Origin of the sequence: Hafnia alvei, from assembly GCF_900095695.1 — a bacterium.
Classification (GTDB): Bacteria; Pseudomonadota; Gammaproteobacteria; order Enterobacterales; family Enterobacteriaceae; genus Hafnia; species Hafnia alvei_B.
Window position 1 is genome coordinate 226,941 of the sequence record NZ_FMIQ01000006.1, and the last position, 18,458, is coordinate 245,398.

Annotated in this window: 19 protein-coding genes and 1 riboswitch; of the genes, 5 read left to right on the top strand and 14 right to left on the bottom strand. The window is 45.0% G+C overall.

Features of this window, described 5'->3' with window-relative positions; genetic code table 11:
• Nucleotides 1–46: 46 nt before the first annotated feature.
• From BN1044_RS02575 to BN1044_RS02585, 3 genes are all read right to left on the bottom strand, one after another.
• Nucleotides 47–394 carry a nitrous oxide-stimulated promoter family protein gene (locus BN1044_RS02575; RefSeq protein WP_072307422.1) on the bottom strand — a complete coding sequence of 116 codons (348 nt, stop codon included), beginning with the start codon at nt 392–394 and terminating at the stop codon, nt 47–49.
• Nucleotides 395–483: 89 nt separating this feature from the next.
• Entirely contained in the window at nt 484–1,005 is a 522-nt protein-coding gene (locus tag BN1044_RS02580; RefSeq protein WP_072307423.1) for a DedA family protein, read from the bottom strand.
• A 22-nt stretch (nt 1,006–1,027) separates the two neighbouring features.
• The gene (locus BN1044_RS02585; RefSeq protein ID WP_072307424.1) at nt 1,028–2,494 is read right to left on the bottom strand and encodes an MFS transporter; all 1,467 of its coding nucleotides are present in this window, start codon (nt 2,492–2,494) and stop codon (nt 1,028–1,030) included.
• A 119-nt stretch (nt 2,495–2,613) separates the two neighbouring features.
• On the opposite strand from BN1044_RS02585, the gene BN1044_RS02590 reads away from it, so the two are divergent.
• Together BN1044_RS02590 and BN1044_RS02595 are read left to right on the top strand one after the other, a co-directional pair.
• On the top strand, nt 2,614–3,186 hold the full coding sequence (locus tag BN1044_RS02590; RefSeq protein WP_072307425.1) for a TetR/AcrR family transcriptional regulator: 573 nt from the start codon (nt 2,614–2,616) through the stop codon (nt 3,184–3,186).
• Between the two features lie 199 nt (nt 3,187–3,385).
• A riboswitch (M-box (ykoK) riboswitch) is annotated at nt 3,386–3,570 on the top strand.
• 57 nt (nt 3,571–3,627) lie between these two features.
• A complete protein-coding gene (locus tag BN1044_RS02595; protein ID WP_072307426.1) occupies nt 3,628–4,641 on the top strand; it encodes a magnesium transporter in 1,014 nt (337 codons plus the stop codon).
• Nucleotides 4,642–4,743: 102 nt separating this feature from the next.
• On the opposite strand, the gene BN1044_RS02600 is transcribed toward BN1044_RS02595, so the two are convergent.
• The 11 genes from BN1044_RS02600 to BN1044_RS02650 form a co-directional block, all read right to left on the bottom strand.
• Complete coding sequence (locus tag BN1044_RS02600) at nt 4,744–5,178, bottom strand: putative periplasmic lipoprotein (protein ID WP_072307427.1); 435 nt, start codon at nt 5,176–5,178, stop codon at nt 4,744–4,746.
• Between the two features lie 296 nt (nt 5,179–5,474).
• Nucleotides 5,475–6,464, bottom strand: a complete 990-nt coding sequence (locus BN1044_RS02605; protein WP_072307428.1) for an aldo/keto reductase — start codon at nt 6,462–6,464, stop codon at nt 5,475–5,477.
• 48 nt (nt 6,465–6,512) lie between these two features.
• Complete coding sequence (locus tag BN1044_RS02610) at nt 6,513–7,364, bottom strand: aldo/keto reductase (protein ID WP_072307429.1); 852 nt, start codon at nt 7,362–7,364, stop codon at nt 6,513–6,515.
• A 335-nt stretch (nt 7,365–7,699) separates the two neighbouring features.
• Nucleotides 7,700–8,647, bottom strand: coding sequence for a LysR family transcriptional regulator (locus BN1044_RS02615; protein ID WP_072307430.1), 948 nt, complete (start codon nt 8,645–8,647; stop codon nt 7,700–7,702).
• A gap of 511 nt (nt 8,648–9,158) precedes the next feature.
• Nucleotides 9,159–9,692 (bottom strand): fimbrial protein, encoded by a 534-nt coding sequence (locus BN1044_RS02620; RefSeq protein ID WP_072307431.1) that lies wholly within the window; start codon nt 9,690–9,692, stop codon nt 9,159–9,161.
• A gap of 24 nt (nt 9,693–9,716) precedes the next feature.
• Nucleotides 9,717–10,250, bottom strand: a complete 534-nt coding sequence (locus tag BN1044_RS02625; protein WP_072307432.1) for a fimbrial protein — start codon at nt 10,248–10,250, stop codon at nt 9,717–9,719.
• 30 nt (nt 10,251–10,280) lie between these two features.
• The gene (locus BN1044_RS02630; RefSeq protein ID WP_072307433.1) at nt 10,281–10,790 is read right to left on the bottom strand and encodes a fimbrial protein; all 510 of its coding nucleotides are present in this window, start codon (nt 10,788–10,790) and stop codon (nt 10,281–10,283) included.
• Nucleotides 10,791–10,799: 9 nt separating this feature from the next.
• Complete coding sequence (locus tag BN1044_RS02635; RefSeq protein WP_072307434.1) at nt 10,800–11,726, bottom strand: fimbrial protein; 927 nt, start codon at nt 11,724–11,726, stop codon at nt 10,800–10,802.
• Nucleotides 11,727–11,741: 15 nt separating this feature from the next.
• Entirely contained in the window at nt 11,742–14,366 is a 2,625-nt protein-coding gene (locus BN1044_RS02640; protein WP_247650374.1) for a fimbria/pilus outer membrane usher protein, read from the bottom strand.
• Between the two features lie 70 nt (nt 14,367–14,436).
• Nucleotides 14,437–15,129 (bottom strand): fimbrial biogenesis chaperone, encoded by a 693-nt coding sequence (locus tag BN1044_RS02645; RefSeq protein WP_072307436.1) that lies wholly within the window; start codon nt 15,127–15,129, stop codon nt 14,437–14,439.
• A 129-nt stretch (nt 15,130–15,258) separates the two neighbouring features.
• The gene (locus BN1044_RS02650) at nt 15,259–15,819 is read right to left on the bottom strand and encodes a fimbrial protein (protein WP_072307437.1); all 561 of its coding nucleotides are present in this window, start codon (nt 15,817–15,819) and stop codon (nt 15,259–15,261) included.
• 1,052 nt (nt 15,820–16,871) lie between these two features.
• Here BN1044_RS02650 and BN1044_RS02655 point away from each other — a divergent pair.
• The 3 genes from BN1044_RS02655 (at nt 16,872) to BN1044_RS02665 (ending at nt 18,452) form a co-directional block, all read left to right on the top strand.
• Nucleotides 16,872–17,462: a winged helix-turn-helix domain-containing protein gene (locus tag BN1044_RS02655; protein ID WP_072307438.1), complete on the top strand. Its 591-nt coding sequence runs from the start codon at nt 16,872–16,874 to the stop codon at nt 17,460–17,462.
• A gap of 173 nt (nt 17,463–17,635) precedes the next feature.
• The gene (locus BN1044_RS02660) at nt 17,636–17,872 is read left to right on the top strand and encodes a Flp family type IVb pilin (protein ID WP_025801724.1); all 237 of its coding nucleotides are present in this window, start codon (nt 17,636–17,638) and stop codon (nt 17,870–17,872) included.
• Nucleotides 17,873–18,014: 142 nt separating this feature from the next.
• Nucleotides 18,015–18,452, top strand: a complete 438-nt coding sequence (locus tag BN1044_RS02665) for an A24 family peptidase (protein ID WP_072307439.1) — start codon at nt 18,015–18,017, stop codon at nt 18,450–18,452.
• Nucleotides 18,453–18,458 lie beyond the last annotated feature (6 nt).

Below are 18,458 nucleotides of genomic sequence, written 5' to 3' on the forward strand. Positions count from 1 at the left end.
GCGTCCTTTGTATTAGCGCGGGTATGCTGCCCATGCGTTTCATCGTTTACGGTTTTTTAGGACGATACTTTTCCGGCAATTCGGGTACAGGACGCTGGTCGTCAATCAGGTGACGGATGGTAAGTATAGGGTGCCGCCACAGCATTCTCGGGCCAGACCAGCGCATAATTTGCTTCATTTCTTCGCGCTTGGCGGGTTGATAGCAGTGTACCGGACACTGCTTGCAGGCGGGTTTTTCTGCGCCAAAAACACAACGATCGAGGCGTTTTACCGCATAGGCATATAAGTTGTCGTAGTGCTGGTTGTCGCGCTGAGCATCCGGGCAGCGGCGCTGATAAAGCGAGATCATTTTTCTGATCGTCAGCTTTTCCCTTTGAATTCGGCTGTCTGGCATCGCTAAATCTCTCCGCATCATCAATATATAATATTCATTTATCATACATGTATTGATGAGGCCGATTCCATACCCCTTAACGCTGATGGCTAAATGAGGGGAGCGGTGAAATAGAGTGCGCCTGAAACGATACCGATAAAGAGGCAAGCCCAAATGGCGGCAGAACATGCGGTAACACAGTAAACGCGCGTGCGGCTAAAAGTCAGCATTCCGGCGGCCATTGGAACCATATAGCGCAGTACGGCCACAAAACGCGACGTGAACAAGACCAGCAGGCCACCCTTATGCTGTAGTTTTTCGCTGATGCGTTGCAACCTGCCGTTATGGCGAGCGAAAAAACGTGGAAAAAGCATTTTCTGGTTTATCAGTTGGCCAAAATGAAACGTCAGTATTGAGCCAAGAGTGGCGCCCAGCGTGATCGCGAGCCAGACCAGTTCAATAGAAAGCGAAGGCTGGCTGATAGCGATCGCCGCCAGCAACATCAAGGATGCGGGCGGCAGGACCGAGGAGATCATCACGGTAGATTTACCGAGCGCGATAACAAACAACAGGGCAAAAATTTGCGCGGGGTGATCGGCAATCTGTGATAAAAAGCGTTCGAACCATGCCATGAGAATCTCCAAAATATCGGCGCTAGTGAGTGCGTTTTAGCGTAACGGCGCTCAGCAACAGCAAAAGGGAGGCAGAAATCAAGACGGAAACAAACGCTTGATCAAACGCCATATGGGCAAGATGCGTTAGGCTCTGCGCCTGCTCTATATCCATATTTCCCGCCAGCCTCAAGGTTTCGTCGATACTGTCGTAGGCTTCAACATTATCCTCAAACTCAGCGGGAAGAATCAGGCTGTTGCTATAGATCGCCGTCATCATTCCACCCAGCAGGGTAATGCCAAGTACGCTGCCCAATTCATAAGCCACGTCTTCAATCGAGGCGGCCATGCCTGATTTTTCATTCGGCGCGTTGAACATAATGGCGGTTGACGACGCGGTAAATGCACCGCCGATGCCGTAGCCAATCGCAATCAAGTAGCCAAAAATTTCGATAGTGCTTTCCTGATAGCGCAGGGCTAAACCAATGATGCCAAGTCCGGTTATCAGCAGGCTGCCCAATACGATCTTCTGCTCGCCATATTTTGGCAGCAAAAGGCCAGAAAAAGGCCCCGCCAGCGCTGAGGCCAGAGGGATTGGCAGGATGTATAACGCCGCCTGCAGCGGGGATAATCCAACCACGAGCTGAAGGCGTTGGCTGAGCACCAGTTCAACGCCAACCATCGCCAGCATAGCGACCAACGCAATGCAGACGCCGCTGAAAAACATGCGATTGCTAAACAGCGAAAAATCAATCATGGGCGACATGGATCTGCGCTGGCGTTTATAAAACAGCACCAAAAACAGGATGCCAATCAGGGCGGAAAGCAACATTATCGGCCACGAGGCATCTGGTTTACTGAGCTCTTTCAATGCGTAGATCGATGCGACCAGTCCTACCATGATCTGAATGGAACCTAGGTAGTCGCAAGGAGAGCGACTGAGGCTGCCACAGTTTGGGATCCGGTGTATCGCCAGCGGGAAAACCAGCAGAACGACCGGTACGTTAATCAGGAAAACGGAACCCCACCAGAAATATTCCAGCAAAGCCCCGCCAATGACGGGGCCGATCGCCGCGCCGCCGGAGGCAACAGCAGACCAAATACCAATGGCTAAGGCGCGTTCTTTAGGCTCGGTAAACGTATGGCGAATAATCGAAAGTGTCGGCGGCATCATCATGGCCGCGCCCACGGCCAAAAATACGCGTGAGGCGATAAGCGTTGCCGCGGTCGGTGAAAATGCGGCGCACAGTGAGGCGGCGGCAAATACCGGAAGGCCATAGATAAATAATTTTTTGTGGCCGATACGATCGCTTAGCATGCCTGTGGCTGGCAATAGCCCAGCGACAACCAGCGGATACGCGTTGATAATCCATAGTTTTTCTGAAGCATTTGCGTTCAGTGACAGCGTTAGTTTAGGTAGCGCGGTGTAAAGTACCGTCATATCAACAACGATTAAAAACAGCGCACTGGATACGAGTGTGAGCGTTAACCAGCGATAATGTACGTTCATCGTCTTGTCTCTAAAGTCTGTGATGCCGCAGGTGGCGACAATCATTCAGCTAACAAAGTTTATAATTGATAATGTATAGTTTTAATCCATACGTACGTATTTAAAACGAGGGTGTCTAAATGGGACGTCAACGCAGTATCGATAGAGAAAAAGTGCTGGATGCAGCGGAAGAAATTATTGCAAACCTTGGCGCTGCTGCATTGACTATCGACTCTGTAGCGCGTGCGATGGGGATCTCAAAAGGCGGGGTACAATACTGTTTCGGCAACAAAGATGCGCTGATTGATGCCATGTTTGAACGCTGGGGAAATGCCTACGATCGCGTGTTTGATCTGGTGGCAACGCAGGATGACTCACCGACTCATCGCGTTGCGGCGCACGTGGTGGCCACGCATAAATACGATCAGGCTTCCAGCGCCAAGGCGGCAGGACTATTGGTCAGTTTATTGCAGACCAAAGAGCATCTCGAAAATACGCGCCGTTGGTATCGTGAGCGCATCGCGAATTTAGACCTCGATTCCGAGCAAGGAAAGCAGGCTCGAATCGCGTTTTTAGCGACCGAGGGCGCATTTATGCTGCGGTATTTTGGTTTGATGGATATAGATGAAACCGAGTGGGAGTCTATATTTAAGGATATTGAAACGATTATTTTACCCGCAGACAAAAACACAGCTAAAGGCATCAATAAATAATGCGAGATTAACGTTTTAGAACCTAATGGCTGTTCAAAAAATGAGTGGTAAATAACTAAAAAGAAGTAACCATTAGTAAAGGGTTGTTTAAGTTAAATAGATTTCGTTTAACTTGAAAGCATTTTTCTAAATATTCAATAAACCAAAATCGGATTATTAAAACGGGTTTGTTTTTGCAGTGTAGGATTTCCGTGTTTTATGACGATCTCGTTATGGCGAGGCTCCTATACAAACATAAGTTATCGCCCTGATGGTATCGAGAGAGACCACACAGGGAAATACAGGCATCCATCGAATCAAGGTGTTGCCAAGGTAACTTTCAGCAAAATCAATACATTGCTGAATACGTTGTATAGTGCTAAACCCAAGACGTAGGGATCTACTTTCCTATCTTAGTCTTGTTCGCCCCTATGAGGTTTTAATTCTATAGGGAATCAAACTATGTCTTACCATGTAAAAAATGCGATCCACAATCATAATGATGAGTTTGAAGATGATGCCATCGCTCAATATATGAGAACTGACTTCATCATGCTATCTCATATTCTTAGCGTGCAAGAAGCACGTAAAGTTTTTCTTTCCCAACTCAAAACTAACGATATACCAGCACAGGTCTTTGTTGTTGCCGGCGAGCAATTGTGCGGGGTATTACCCGTTAAAAAATTGCTTCAGGAAATGAATGATAACCAGACTATTCAGAATTTAATGGAGCATCATTTTTTTCATGTTAGCCCTGCGGATGAAAGAACTGAGGTTATTTCCCGTATTTCCAAGGAGGATGTCGATATTGTGCCCGTCGTCGCGGGCGGTAAATTAGTCGGATGCCTTACCGAAAGAGAGATTGCGCATTTATTAGAAGATGAAGTGACTGAGGATGCGCAGCGTCAGGGGGCCAGTTTGCCCTTGGAAAAACCGTATCTGGAAACCAGTCCGGTAACGCTGTGGAAGAAACGTTCGGTGTGGCTGCTGCTGCTGTTTGTGGCTGAAGCTTACACCAGCAGCGTGATCCAGCATTTTGAAGAAGCACTGGAATCTGCGATTGCGTTAGCTTTCTTTATCCCTCTGCTCATTGGCACCGGGGGAAACAGTGGCACGCAGATAACATCAACCTTGGTGCGTTCGATGGCGCTGGGCGAGGTGCGGTTACGCGATCTGGGTAAAATTATCCGTAAAGAGATGACGACGTCGCTGATGATCGCGGCAACCTTAGGACTCGCGGGGTGTGTGCGTGCGTGGATGATGGGGATTGGCCCCGAAATTACGCTGATTGTTAGCTTAACGCTGGTTTGTATTACGCTGTGGAGCGCCGTGGTTTCTTCCGTGATCCCCATGGTATTGAAGCGCGTGGGAATTGACCCGGCGGTTGTATCTGCACCGTTTATTGCCACGTTTATCGACGGAACCGGTTTGATTATTTATTTCAAAATTGCGCAGTACACCTTGGGAATCAATTAAAGGCGACGCCGCTTTATATTAAGCGAAGTTCGGAAGATATTTACTGATACAAATATCCCTTCCCATGTGGGAAGGGATACTCATGAGATGATTTAGGCAAGATTAAGAACAGAATGAACCGAATCTACCGACCGGGCACGGCAGCATATTGATATGAACGGAATCGGGATGCAGGTTATACATGCCGCCCCAAAAAGGATCGATCAGCCAGCCCGCGCCTAACGTGGTCAAGTTACCGAATATATACCAGGCATTAGGTCGCGTTTTTAGCGGCATGATAACAGGCTGGAAATCGGCCTTGGAAAAAGTGATCTGATAGCTCAGCCACCCCAAATAAGTACCCGCTGATTTTGGCAGAGTAACCGTTGTGGGCGTGGTTCCTGTGGCGGCAACTCGCCCGTTATTATCAGAAATAACAAACAGAGCCTGAGATGGTGAACTATCTACATAAACAGTTTGAGATTCATCACCAACGATGGCGGCACATCCCGTCAGTGATAATACGGAGCCTAAGGCGAGAGCGGATAATTTTTTCATGTTAGGGCTTATTATCAAATGGGTACTGAACTAAGAGCGACACATTACGTGCAAACTTTAAATGTTCAGACTTCAATTTTTGCCCACACAATCAAACGGCGTGAAAAATGGGAATAGTCAATGAAGGCAGATGATCGGACGATTAGCACTGCTGATCTAAGCCAATTTTTAGCGGGAGCACACCGATGGGGTCGCAGCGGCGTAAGCCGCCTGAGCGCCCCGCGGTGTGGTAGAGCCGTGTATCTCGGTCTGATAAATAGCGAGTATTAACCCGATGGCCTCCTGCCATTAATCCCTTATCGTCCTACGCGCGCCATCAATGAAGCAGGGTAGCGATCGCCCACGATTTTCACGGTTTCGAGCGCGTTGGCGATTTTACGCAAATCTTCTGCGTTCAGCGCCAGATCGGCTGCGCCCAAGTTTTCTGTTAAACGATGAAGTTTGGTGGTGCCAGGAATTGGCACAATCCACGGTTTCTGTGCTAATAGCCAAGCCAGCGCGATTTGTGCCGGAGTGACATTTTTCTCTGCGGCTAACGCAGCAAGCAGCGACACCAATTTTTCGTTAGCTTCCCGCGCTTCGGCGGCAAAGCGAGGCACTTTGCTTCTAAAATCATCAGCGCCAAACGTGGTTTGTGCATTGATTGCGCCAGTCAGAAAACCTTTACCCAGAGGGCTAAAGGGAACAAAACCAATGCCCAACTCTTCCAACAGCGGCATGATTTCCTGCTCGGGTTCACGCCACCACATTGAGTATTCGCTTTGCAGCGCCGTAACGGGCTGAACGGCATGCGCTTGGCGAATGGTTTGGGCGCCAGCTTCAGATAATCCAAAGTGTTTCACTTTGCCTTCAGCAATCAAATCTTTCACGGTTCCTGCCACGTCCTCGATAGGAACCTCGGGGTCAACGCGGTGCTGGTAGAGCAGGTCAATGACGTCTGTTTTTAATCGGCTCAGTGAGCCTTCGACGGCGGCACGAATATGCTCAGGACGACTGTTTAAAATCTGCTGCTTATTATCATTACCGAAGGTAAAACCAAATTTCGTGGCAATGACCACGCGGTCGCGGAAAGGCTTCAGCGCCTCGCCCAACAATGATTCATTGGCATAAGGGCCATAGACTTCGGCGGTGTCAAAAAAAGTCACTCCCTGTTCAACGGCGGTGCGGATCAGTTCTATTGCTTGTTTGGTGTCGGTAGCAGGGCCATAGCCAAAACTCAGCCCCATACAGCCTAGACCCAGCGCTGACACTTCTAACCCAGATTTACCTAGCATACGTTTTTGCATATTAATCGCCTTGTTATTGAGTTCTTTATTGCGGGCAAATGAACGGAGTTACACGTCTAGTTTGCGCTGGGTGAGCCATTCCACCATCGCCGGATCGCGGTGAGAGAAAAAGGCGCTGGTGGCGCTATCAAGCGCGGCGATCTGCGTCATGTCCGTATCAGAAAGTGCAAAATCCAGAATATTGATATTCTCTTCCATCCGCGCTTTGCGAACGGATTTCGCCAACGACACAATGCCTCGCTGATATAGCCAACGCAGCACTACCTGTCCGACGGTTTTGCCGTGGTGGTTGGCAATAGCCGTCAACACCGGATGCTGAAACAAACCATTTTTGCCTTCGGCAAAAGGCGCCCAAGCCTCAGGTTGAATATGGCGGCTGTTCATCCACGGCACGGCGTGCAGCTGCTGATTAAACGGATTGACCTCCACCTGATTTACCGCCGGTACAACACGGTTAAACGCTATCAGGTCGGCAAGTCTGTCGGGATGGAAATTACTCACGCCGATGGCGCGAATTTTTCCTGCCTGCTGTAATTCTTCCATTGCCCGCCACGCGCCGTGCACGTCGCCATATGGCTGATGAATTAAATACAGGTCAATATAATCAAGCTGTAGGCGATTGAGCGAACGCTCAAACTGCGCCTTTGCACCTTCATAATTTGTATCCTGCAGCCAAAGTTTGGTGGTTACGAACAGCTCATCGCGAGCAATCCCGCTTTGTCGCAGGACATTACCCACCTGAGTTTCATTTTGATAAGAGGCCGCAGTATCAATGAGGCGATAGCCCGTTTCGATAGCGTCAATCACCGCACGTTCGCATTCAGCTGCGTCCGTCATCTGAAAGACGCCAAAGCCGAGTAAAGGCATTTCAATACCGTTGTTAAGTGTGACCGTTTGCATGATGCAGTCCTCCGTATGTGACGATAGAGAAAGCATACTCCAAACAGATTTATTCGATTAGATGCCTAAATACGCTAGCCTTTATGAGTTAAATTCATGAATGATAAGCTGAGTAGGACCATTATGAGTATCAACTGAAGAAATGAGGTATTCGCGTTGATAGAAGGTAGATTGCTTGATGAATATTAGCAGTATTCGCTAATTAACCGCGGCGCGGTGCCGCGTTAATGCTATGTCACGTTAATGCTATGTCACGTTGGTGCTGTGCCACCGTTATGAACTTCAGGGACATAAGCCGCTAGAACAATGAGGTCATAATTATCAGGCCAGTTATATTATTGTGTAGGATGCACTATTGAAGGAAAAACATGCTCCTTGATAATATTGATAAGGGAATTAAAGTTTCTATTTTTTAACGAAATTTTATTATATGACATATAAATTTTCACAGGCTCTAGTGTGATATCAAGCTCAAGCATTTTAATGTTAAAGCTATCGGAAAATTTATCAAAAAACGATTTTGGAATAAAGCTAATTGCACTGGTTTTTTCTGCTATAGCAATATTCGTAATGATGGAATTGCTGGAGAAAATAAATTTACGGTTAGGGAAGTAATCATCGATATCGCTTTGTACTTTTAATCCTCCGTTATGAGCGATGCTTGAGAAAATAGATTTTTCAGCAAGTATATCTTCTTTGGTTAATTTTGAGTCTAATCGAGGATGATTTTTAGCGCATACGGCAATAACATCTTCAATGAGCAGGATTTCAGAGACAGTTGAAAAACTGTAAAAAGGTTTGACGTCAAAAATAATATCAGCCTTCTTCTGTAATAAGATGTTTTCGATATTATTTTCTTTTGTATCATTGTAATTGTTTGAGATATTGATATTAAGATCCCTGTTTTCGATTTCAGCACAAATTTCAGGGAGTAAACGCACCCCGAGGTAAGGGGACGCGTGAATGATAAATGAACTCTGCAAACTGACGTCTGAGATATAATCTAGACTTTGACGAACATGGGATAGCCCATCCTTGAGGCGATCGTAAATATTTTCAGCTACCGTGGTGGCAAATAGCGTATTTCCTTCACGGACAAATAGCGGATCAGAAAAATAGAGCCGTAGTTTACTCAGTGATTGGCTGATAGCAGAAGGCGTCACGTTCAATATAAGCGCTGTTTTAGTCACGCTTTTGTGCAGAAAAACGGCTTCAAAGATAACCAGAAGATTAAAGTCAATGCCTTTACTTTTTGGTGAGAGATTGCGATGTGTATTTTTCATGGTATTTTCCTTTATATGTTTAATTCCAATTGAAAAAATATATGATCTGTTTTCTATTCATAACGGAAATATACTCTATAAAGAGCATGCAATTGAATTGCAAAAAATTAAACAATAAAGTAACCAATATTTAACATGGTAAGGTGGATTGTGTGGCTAGTATTGGTTAATGATTTACTGTATAAATTTTTTATCTTTATTGTTTTGCGAAATGATTTTTTAAAAATGTGATACGCTTTATTGGTATTGTAAAGCTGATGGCTTAAATAGAGAGTCGTTGTTTTTATTATAGGTATTATAAAGATTAAGAACGCAACTTACAGTCGTGGAGACAATAAATTCATTAGCCGAAAATGGGGTTAATTAACTGGCGACAGAAACCTCATTCTTTGAATTAGCATGCTAATAATATTGCCGCATATACTTATTATGCGCACTGTTCGCTGTTTTAACTCTATGTTAGGTGAGGTTGATAAAACACAACCTCAGCTATTTATTCGTGATACGGAATTTATTTATATTGGAACGTAAGCTCCACGGAGCCTGCAATCGTACCAGACGTTGCCCCTCCTGCTGGAGAGATCATTCTGGCATGCAACGGAAATGATGCCTGATGTGTGGCTTGAACCACGGCAGTACTGATGGTATCTCCTGGACCAATAGTGGCTGAGCTGGTTTGCTGAGAAGCAATTTCAATTGCCACGTTGGTGCTACTCCCCCCGGTGTTCTGAAAATATTTCGTCGCACCTTCGGCCTCTCCACTGAGTTTCATATCAACTGAGCGCGTTGAGGCAGGGCAGCTGCTTAGATCAATAGTAAAGTTAGCCCAATCCGTTGCACTGCCGGGCGAATTAAGTACGTTGGCATAAAATGAGCCTAAATTTACATCCTGATTTGCCGAGGCTTCAACGGTGCAGGAGGAGGCAATCACGGTTGCACTCACTCCCAGACTTGTATCCGATGCCAGACAGGAGAGCGAGGTAAACAGCGTTGATATCAGCAAACTGTTTAAGGCAACCCTAGATTGCTTGCTAAGGATGAACATAATGGCTTCCTGTTAGCAGTGAAATCAATGGTAGTTAAAGGTAACGTCGATGGCGGTGGTATAGGTATCCGGCATAACTGCGCCCGTAATAGAGTGCATGCGCGCTTTCACTTTAAAGGAGGCGGCATTGCTGGCTGTCGCAACGTTATAGGTGCCGCTGGCGTTGGTGAGCAGGGTGCTGTCTGCCGACTTTGCCAGCTGAATACTGCCGGTGGTTACAGCGGTGCCGGCGCTATTCTTCATTTGATAGCCGCTGGTATCGCCGCTGATGGCCGGGCCGCTAAACACGGCGTCGATGCTTTTAGTGGTTGATGGGCAACCGCTTAAAGATATGGTGGCATCACCAGACCAGGCCGAGTTGGCATTTGACGCGGCAACATCATTGGCATTTAGAGCGAAATTGAGGGGGATGGATGCCGGAGCCGAGGTGGTGCAGGCTGCCGCAGAGACCGTCGCAGTAATATTGATCACGGTATTATCGGCAGCTCCTGCGGAGCTGGATAATACTGCGGGAAATATAAATGCTAGCGCAAGGGGATATATATTTTTGTTTATCATAGTATGTAATTCCATTTTCAAATTAACGCATTATTGAAATGCGTAGGTTAACGTAACTGTACTGCTGACAGTACCGGTGGTGGCCTCGCCAGAGTCATCATTGTGTAAACGAAACTTTAAGGGGATTGTCTGACTCAACTCCCCACCTGTATTACGTGCTATAACAACACCATTATAAATGGGAGTATCGGTCTCCAAAATGGCAGCGCCTTCGATGCCAATATGCTCAGCTGTTCCTGTTGAACCAATATATGCTGGGTTTGCCGTTGATACTGGGGCGCTTACCGAAATAGTAAAGCTAGTAACTCCGACGCAATCCGTTAAATTTATATCTAACTCTTTCCAGTCCGTGGCTGCGCTTGAGCTAGCAAAATCGGCAGCAATAATATTGCCAAAATTAACAGATGCGAAAGGTGTTGCTATTGTGTATGGTGGAATCACTACCGTTCCACGATAGTGTATTTGTACTATTTCAGGAGCCGCTGAAAACGCATGGCTACTTGTTAATAATAAATAGAAAAACATCATTTTTTTAATCATAAAGTTTCCTTAATGATAATCAAAACTTATTGTTACTGTAGTTTCAAAATCTCCAGCGCTTATTTTTTTGCTGCTAGTTGATACGGGTTTTGCATTAATGCTGAAATTTGATTCATTGTATGCATTCATTAATAATCCTTTATTTAATGGTATGACTTCCCCAGAGTCCGCCCATGTCAGTTTAATGCCTAAATTGCTTTTGTTTGTATTAATAACCCCGTCGGAAGCATTGGCATATCCATTTGCAGATGTCACGGTAACAGTCACTGGTTTTTTTTCATCTGTAGTAGAACATGACATACCGATTGGCGCATTTTTTACCTCTGCGGAGCCATTTTCTATTTGGCTTGGGGATAATTGGGGCCATGTAAAATTCATATCATGTGCTGTTGAAACTGCACAGGTGGCACTGTTTATTATTATGGTTGCATTAAATCGAAGATATCCAGAAAGGTTATTTTTATCATCGTAAAATTTCCCCACCAGTGCATTTTCCCACGTGGTTGAACCTTTAATTCCACTATTATCAAGAACCAAATCTAGCGTCATAATATCCCCAGGCAGAAGGGGAGAGAAACCGCCTCCTAAAAGCTGTGTTTGACCACGTCTTACTCCTGGGGCCAAATATGCATCGCGTTTCCCACCTGTATTTGCGGTAATCTTGAGTAAACAGATACCTCCTGAAATGACTTCGTAGCAATGCTCAGCATCGTAGCGCGTCTTATTATCATCATTGACAATAGCAGGCGTGCCTTCACGTCGATAAGCACCGACAGGAATAGTAACCTTGCCAGTTGTTGATATATTATTTACGGTCAAAGTGCCCATGTTAACTATAACATCATCGCTATATGCATACGACGAACTAAAAATAACAATGAAGATGATAAATCTAAAATAAGCAAGTTTTAGTTTGCTATTTATGCTATTAAACATAGAAAACCTTTTAATTTATAGTTTGCAAGTGGCAATGATGATCGGTAATGATTCAGACTGCTGCTGAGCAGTTATCTCATATTTAATTTTACATTTTCGGTTTTTATCAGTGCCCCACTGAGCAATAAGCAATCCTTGCTCAGGTAATCCACTTAAGAATGTTTCACCCTGTTCCCCAACGATGCCTGTACTTATAGAATCACTATTTTTTGTATCGCTTTCCGTTTCATTTAATAATGTTACGGTGGCACCAAAAGGCAACGGCTTACCATCTTCGCGTTTCAGCGTCATCATCACGCGATAACCTACGTGCGCATTAAAATTAGCTCGAACGATCGCTCCGCGTGACGGAATAACATCTTTGGCGCTCTCGTCAAGTTCCACTTTATCGCCCAGCGTTGTGGTATCTAAACCCACGCTGGTTCGACGGTAAGGAGAAAGGAAGGGCACAACGGCATAGCCGCGGAAATCGGTTTTCACCCCGGTGTTATTGACTATTCGGGCATTGTCAGCGCCGGGCGCTTCGACTAAAGCCACGGTATCTCCCAGCGGCTGCGAGAGCGTGATGCCGTGACTATGTGCAATGATACCGCCCTGGAGCCCGTAGTTGACCCGGTGTGAATCCTTGCTGTAGCTGTAGCCGATGTTACTGTTGCCGTATTGCCCTTGATAATTCAGGCTGGTATTCCCGGTGTCGCCTTGGCCTTGATTGGTATAGCCTTCAGAAACGCTGTAGCTAAGATTGTGATCCTCAAGCAACGTACCGCTAATCCCCGCCTGATTTTGCACCCGACCGTTAGAATCGTGACTCATGCTGTAGTTTGCCGAGGCGGATTTTAGCCAGTGATCGAGCGGGATAGAGACATTAATCGATATTTGCCGGTCATGTTCTTCGTTGCCTACATAGTTATCGTTATAGGCAATGTTGTAGGAAATACTGTTCCATGTATTGCTGTAGCCTGCCTGCAGGGTTTGTTCTTTTTCACTGCTGTCCCAATAGTCTTGCAGGCTGGCAGAAAAGTAGAGAGAGCCGCCGTTTTCGCCGAGTTGCTGGCTGACCGACCCCTCGACGCGGCTGCGCTTATGGGTGCGAATGTTAAAATCTGCATAATCGTCGTGGTCATCGTTGAGGGTGACCGAATCATCCAGGCTGTAATAACCGCTGGTGGAATAGCGATAGCCCACTAAGCGAAAATCGGTGTCTGTCTCAGCGAAAGTTTTGGCATATAAAAAGCGATAAGACTGGCCGCTGTCGGTTTCATCTTCGGGCTGTTGGGTGCGGGCCTGAGTGACATCGAACGAGATAGCGCCAAGATCGCCCATGTTTTTACCAATACCCAGCGCGGCAGAGGCATATTTTTGCGTGCCCTGCATACCGCCGTAAACCGTTAGCCCTTTGCTGAAACCACGGATCAGCGTGAATTGCGCAAACTCAGGTTTATCGGAGCCATAGCCGTTGCGATATTGCCCAGCCGTAGCGCTGAATTTGAGGCGGCCTTCACGTTGCAAAATAGGTACGGAGGCGTACGGCTGAATATAGGTTTGTTCGCTGCCGTCTTGTTCTTTAATAGTGATTGTAAGGTCACCGCTGTCAGAACTAGGGTAGAGATCGTTAATCTCAAACGCGCCCGGCGTGACATAGGATTGATAAACGGTATAACCGTTTTGCTTGATGGTGACCTGCGCATTGGTTTTAGCAATACCGCGGATCACGGGCGCAAAATTTTTCATGCTGTCTGGCAGCATGTCATCGTCGGAGGCAAGCTGTGCGCCACGAAACTGAAAACTATCAAAAACGTCGGCGCCAGAATAGCTGTCGCCCATGGTGAGTTCCGCTTTAAGCGGAACGATGGTGCGCTGCAAATAAGTGTTAACATTGTTGAACTCACGCTGGCCGTTGTTTTGGTTCCAGGTAGAGTAGTTACGCAAACGCCAAGCACCAAGGTTGAAGCCGCTGCGAAGGTTTAAATAGTAGTCATTCTGATCGTCACCATTGGCACCGGTGAAATTGTAATTCAGCAATAATGCGGAAATACCGTCATCCCATAAAGCGGGGTCAACGTATCCTCTGGCCGAATTAGAGACAAAAATCTGTGGCACGCTGATATCTAAACGCAGGCGGTCAAAATCAAAAGTCGTTTTTGCCGCGGGAATAGCCTGTAAAAGGTTGCTGCACTGTGCGGTTGATGCTGATGTTGTGGCTGAAGACGCGGTGTCTTTTTTATCGGTACTCTCCGCCTTTGTTGGTGTTGTTGGCGTTGTTGAACTTGCCGCCATTGACTCGGCCGAATCTGTTTTAACCCCGTAGTTACGCAGAGTTTCTTCCGTAAAGCAGGGGATTAATCCCGTGGCGTCTTTTTGCACGACCGCTGCCGGAGCCGTGATAAATTCGACTTCTCGGTGATCGACAGGATTACCATTGAGATAAACATCAACCAGATATTTGCCCGGCATTTGGTTGTCAGACTGTGCTGCGAAGGAGGAAAGGTCAGAAACATCGCTGCCTGCGCCTAAGTTTTCTAAAAACGCAGGGTTAAAGTTTGATCTTGCAAAGCAGTGCCCCGACAACACCAGCAGGGTAAGAGTACTTAACGTAAAATATCTATGGCTTTCCCTGCACAAAGAAGTCAATGCATTCATTTTTTTCTTTGTAGATATTATTGACGGCAACATGTTTGTCTCTTTAATAAACAATCGAGGTAATACGCAATTAGTGTGCAGTTACAGTTTTTGACACGCCGCCGAAATCATTAATGGCACTAAATGATATCTGCCCGCGTTGCCCAGCAGAGAGCGGGTAGTGGGCTTCTGATTTGGCCTCAACCATGTTTATTTCTTTCACGTCTTTACCGCCAACGGTGATTTCATTAAAGCTGACGGAATATTGGGAAGGGTTTTTCACCACCAGATCATTACCCTGAATAGACCACTGAAGTTGCTGGTAGGCGTCTTCAGGTTTGCCCTGCAAACCTTTTGGGCGATAAAAGAGTTTAATCCGCGTTTTAATTGCCACCTGAAGCGTATTTTGTGTAACCGAGTCATCAGGCACGGGAGGAATAGCTTTAACGTTAATATAAAACACAGATTCTTTATCATCAGGAAGATTGCCTGATGTTTTAACAATGCGTAGCATATTTAACTTATCTGCACCTAAACGGAATAACGGCGGGGTTATTGCAAAAGGTACTTTCTTATTTCCCGTATTGTCATCAATCCATGACTGAACGAGGAAGTATTGATCGATATTTTTATTCTTAATAGAAACAGAGGTTTCTTTATTACTCGCATCGTATACAACCCGCGTGGCACTTAAAACCACGCCCCCTGAGTCCGTCGCAGCACTCAATGCGGAGTGAGAAATAGCTAATAATACAAAAGAGCAGAGTGCGGATTTAGCGTGCATGATATTAACCTTTTGGCCTATGAGATTTTAGGTCATAGCGCCTTATAAAAAATAAGCCCAAGTACAAATATGAAAAACAGTTGTCCCTTGGGCTTTAGCCAATAAATAGATTAAATGAAGGCTATTAAATTATTGGTAGGCGATAGTAAAGTCGGTTGTGGCGTTAGCATCACCCGTGGTTGCGGTACCCAAAGATTTATAGCGGGCATTGAAATACAGAGACTGAGAGGCTGCTTTAGGCGTCAGAGTCATAGCCGCTGACGCTTTGTTTGGTGAAAGCATCGCACCTGCTGAATCAGAAATTTCGATACCTACGTTGCTTGCCGTGGTCCCCGTGGCTGAACCATCAGGAGAGTTTACGGCGAACAGAGTTGGATCCGCTACGCCAGCGCCGCTTGGTGTGGCCACTGATCCGCCAAAGGTGATTGATGCTGATTTCACTGTTGCGCTACAGTTCAGCAGATCAACTTGGAACTGTTTAGATTCTGACTTTGCGCCAGCAGTCGCCATTTGTGATGACGGTACGTTGCCTAACGTAACATCACGGTTCTGACTTGGAATAGAAACTGTACACGGTGCATCGGTAATTTTACCTGTAAAGTTGATTTTGCCATCGGCTGCCATTGCAGATGTTGAAGCAGCAGAAGCCAAAGACAGCGCAATAAGAAGTGCAGTTTTATTAGTCGACATTTAAATTTCCCTTTTTTGCTAACATAACTAAAATAATACTAGGTAGTGTAAATAAATCATAAATGCGGAGAACTGGAAGAGTAAATGCTCATCGCTCTTGCATCCTTGCATCGATGTTTTATCTTGGAGGCATCATACAATCAGAAAAGTATCATTCAAGTTATTATATCTAACAGTGCGATTTAGTTTAATTAAATACCTGCTGATATATTGCGTAAATATCGCATGGTAGAACAGTTTATATTGTCATGAATCACTATGATCGATAATTTACCCCGGTTATTTCCAGCAGGGTATTATTCTTTGATAACTTGGCTACGATTTATTTAGGCAGGAACCCCCTTAATCCGCCGTAGTATATATCTGAGAACGCCTTAGGGAGGCCGTTAGATCAGGCTATGTTCTCAACAAAAGGAATGACACGGACTAAATTTATGCCTGAACAGCAGCCTAAAGGCGAATGTGACTTCGTCAAGCTGGCGGTATGCTAGAAAAATGACCGGAGAATCGTTGGCACGGAATCTTCAGAAAAATGGCGTGAGAGTATGAGAAAACCTTGCAGCGCTGCGCCGTCATGTATCAATAACTCTCAGTAAATAATTATAAATCTCGCGAAGTTCAGTATTTTCTTATTAATAATATTTTCCTAAGAGTATAAATTAGGCATGTTGATAAAAAACAACCGCCAGCTAAGTAATAACACTCTTTAAATTTCAAAGAAATATTCGGGTTTATAATGGTTATATTTTTTATCAACATGAGGTTATTTATGGTTATTTCAGAATAGTGTTAATGAATAATCTTTTTTTTGTATTTCTCGCGATCTGACATCCTTTAAAAAAAGGGGTATCGATATAATATCCGCTATATTATTCTTAATTTCTATGAATGAGATCAAATGAGACTAATAGGGTTTATTCGATTATTTCTCTCTTGTATAATTCAAACTTAAATAGGCTATTCGATAAGATGGATGAGGATAATGAGATTCTATTTTTAACGGCGAAGGCCAATGATATTGAAGGTTTAAGTCACACAGGAGCTTACGGCTAATGAATGATGTAAGTAAGGATGACACGATATTCATCCTTGGGGATGGCATTCGGTTTGAGCCTGAAAAGCGCTGTCTGATTAATGACTTTGGTACAGTGATTAACCTACCAGAAAATAGTTATAGGTTCTTGCTTCTTTTATTGGAAGGGGAAACCGATAAACAAAATATTATCAATCAGGTATGGCATGAGCAGCGGGGTTCGGTGAGTGACAGTAGCTACTATGGCCAAATCTATATGTTGAGAAAGTCATTTGATCAGATCGGTCTTTCAAGCGCATTTATAAAAACGATACCTAGAAAAGGCGTTAAGTATATGGGGAATGTGCTACGTGAAAAAAAGTTTCTACCCGATAGCGGTCCTGAGGCTAACGCGGCAATACTATCGTTAGCCACATCGACTGGACTCACTGACGCGCCAACGTCTCCCTTAGAGGCCATGGGATATGCTTACCAGAAGGAGCCATCGAATAGCGGGAAAGAGTGGTATCACTCACGCCGGTGGAATGTTTTTATCTCAATATTATCGCTGCTGGCGGTGTGTTGGATATCAACGCTTGTCGTTGTGGTTATCTTATTTTTTGCTAAATAACTCTCAGCGTTGTTTATCAATCATAAATTATAAAAACAAATATGACCTCAATAAGGACTCCTGAGGCGCAATATATTCTAATGGCTCCGTCGTTACCTATGGGGCATCGGCAACAACAAGATGGTTATTAACACGCCACCGAAATGGCGGATTTAAATTTACAAGGAATACCAATGAACACTTTTTTAACTAAATGTTATGTGGCTGCTCATGTTCGTTTTCATGAGTTTGGTAAAGATCAACGCGGCGTGACTGCGATTGAATATGCATTAATCGGCGTAGCCATGGCTACACTGTTGGCATTTATTCTTGGCGATCAGAACTCCGGCTTCTTGGGCGCATTGAAAGAAACGTTTGATAAAATTGCTGAAGCAATCAAAAGCGTTACTATCAGCAAAACTACGCCGTAACGGATTACAACACCATAATGCACTAACAATAAGTTAGAACGTATTTATTGTAAGGCTCTCTGTTTAGCAGCAAGAACATCATGGATGATATTCTTGCTGCATTTTATTGTTCACTTTTCTAATAACTAAAATGGAAATAGACATGGCGTGGTTAATCAAAGCTAATTTTATTGTCACCTGCATAATTTTGATTTTTATTATGTGGCAGGACATTTTTTTTAGAAAGATTACCCACACGAGTCTTTTGCTACTCGCCATATCGCTATTGCCAATGATTCTTTTGCAATCACACCTGCCAAATATTCTGTTCGGTCTTATCGCTTTAACCGGCGGTTTTGTTCTTTTCATTGCTCGGTTATGGGGCGGCGGTGATGCCAAACTGGTCACGGTATTAGCAATCTCCTTTCAGGGCAGCGCATTTTATGATTTTTTGTTTTTAACTGCATTTATTGGCGGCATTGTCGCTATCGGCGGTCTTATTTTTTTTCGTAATAATCTACGTAGTCACGGCGTGCCTTACGGTGTCGCTATTTCTTTAGCATTTATCCTTATCTATCCCGTGGCGTCTTTTTATTATTAATCCTGC

What these genes read in the sequence shown, in the direction of transcription:
- BN1044_RS02575 (WP_072307422.1), bottom strand. Translation starts at nt 394, where the DNA reads ATGCCAGACAGCCGAATTCAAAGGGAAAAGCTGACGATCAGAAAAATG.
- BN1044_RS02580 (WP_072307423.1), bottom strand. Translation starts at nt 1,005, where the DNA reads ATGGCATGGTTCGAACGCTTTTTATCACAGATTGCCGATCACCCCGCG.
- BN1044_RS02585 (WP_072307424.1), bottom strand. Translation starts at nt 2,494, where the DNA reads ATGAACGTACATTATCGCTGGTTAACGCTCACACTCGTATCCAGTGCG.
- BN1044_RS02590 (WP_072307425.1), top strand. Translation starts at nt 2,614, where the DNA reads ATGGGACGTCAACGCAGTATCGATAGAGAAAAAGTGCTGGATGCAGCG.
- BN1044_RS02595 (WP_072307426.1), top strand. Translation starts at nt 3,628, where the DNA reads ATGTCTTACCATGTAAAAAATGCGATCCACAATCATAATGATGAGTTT.
- BN1044_RS02600 (WP_072307427.1), bottom strand. Translation starts at nt 5,178, where the DNA reads ATGAAAAAATTATCCGCTCTCGCCTTAGGCTCCGTATTATCACTGACG.
- BN1044_RS02605 (WP_072307428.1), bottom strand. Translation starts at nt 6,464, where the DNA reads ATGCAAAAACGTATGCTAGGTAAATCTGGGTTAGAAGTGTCAGCGCTG.
- BN1044_RS02610 (WP_072307429.1), bottom strand. Translation starts at nt 7,364, where the DNA reads ATGCAAACGGTCACACTTAACAACGGTATTGAAATGCCTTTACTCGGC.
- BN1044_RS02615 (WP_072307430.1), bottom strand. Translation starts at nt 8,647, where the DNA reads ATGAAAAATACACATCGCAATCTCTCACCAAAAAGTAAAGGCATTGAC.
- BN1044_RS02620 (WP_072307431.1), bottom strand. Translation starts at nt 9,692, where the DNA reads ATGTTCATCCTTAGCAAGCAATCTAGGGTTGCCTTAAACAGTTTGCTG.
- BN1044_RS02625 (WP_072307432.1), bottom strand. Translation starts at nt 10,250, where the DNA reads ATGATAAACAAAAATATATATCCCCTTGCGCTAGCATTTATATTTCCC.
- BN1044_RS02630 (WP_072307433.1), bottom strand. Translation starts at nt 10,790, where the DNA reads ATGATTAAAAAAATGATGTTTTTCTATTTATTATTAACAAGTAGCCAT.
- BN1044_RS02635 (WP_072307434.1), bottom strand. Translation starts at nt 11,726, where the DNA reads ATGTTTAATAGCATAAATAGCAAACTAAAACTTGCTTATTTTAGATTT.
- BN1044_RS02640 (WP_247650374.1), bottom strand. Translation starts at nt 14,366, where the DNA reads ATGAATGCATTGACTTCTTTGTGCAGGGAAAGCCATAGATATTTTACG.
- BN1044_RS02645 (WP_072307436.1), bottom strand. Translation starts at nt 15,129, where the DNA reads ATGCACGCTAAATCCGCACTCTGCTCTTTTGTATTATTAGCTATTTCT.
- BN1044_RS02650 (WP_072307437.1), bottom strand. Translation starts at nt 15,819, where the DNA reads ATGTCGACTAATAAAACTGCACTTCTTATTGCGCTGTCTTTGGCTTCT.
- BN1044_RS02655 (WP_072307438.1), top strand. Translation starts at nt 16,872, where the DNA reads ATGAATGATGTAAGTAAGGATGACACGATATTCATCCTTGGGGATGGC.
- BN1044_RS02660 (WP_025801724.1), top strand. Translation starts at nt 17,636, where the DNA reads ATGAACACTTTTTTAACTAAATGTTATGTGGCTGCTCATGTTCGTTTT.
- BN1044_RS02665 (WP_072307439.1), top strand. Translation starts at nt 18,015, where the DNA reads ATGGCGTGGTTAATCAAAGCTAATTTTATTGTCACCTGCATAATTTTG.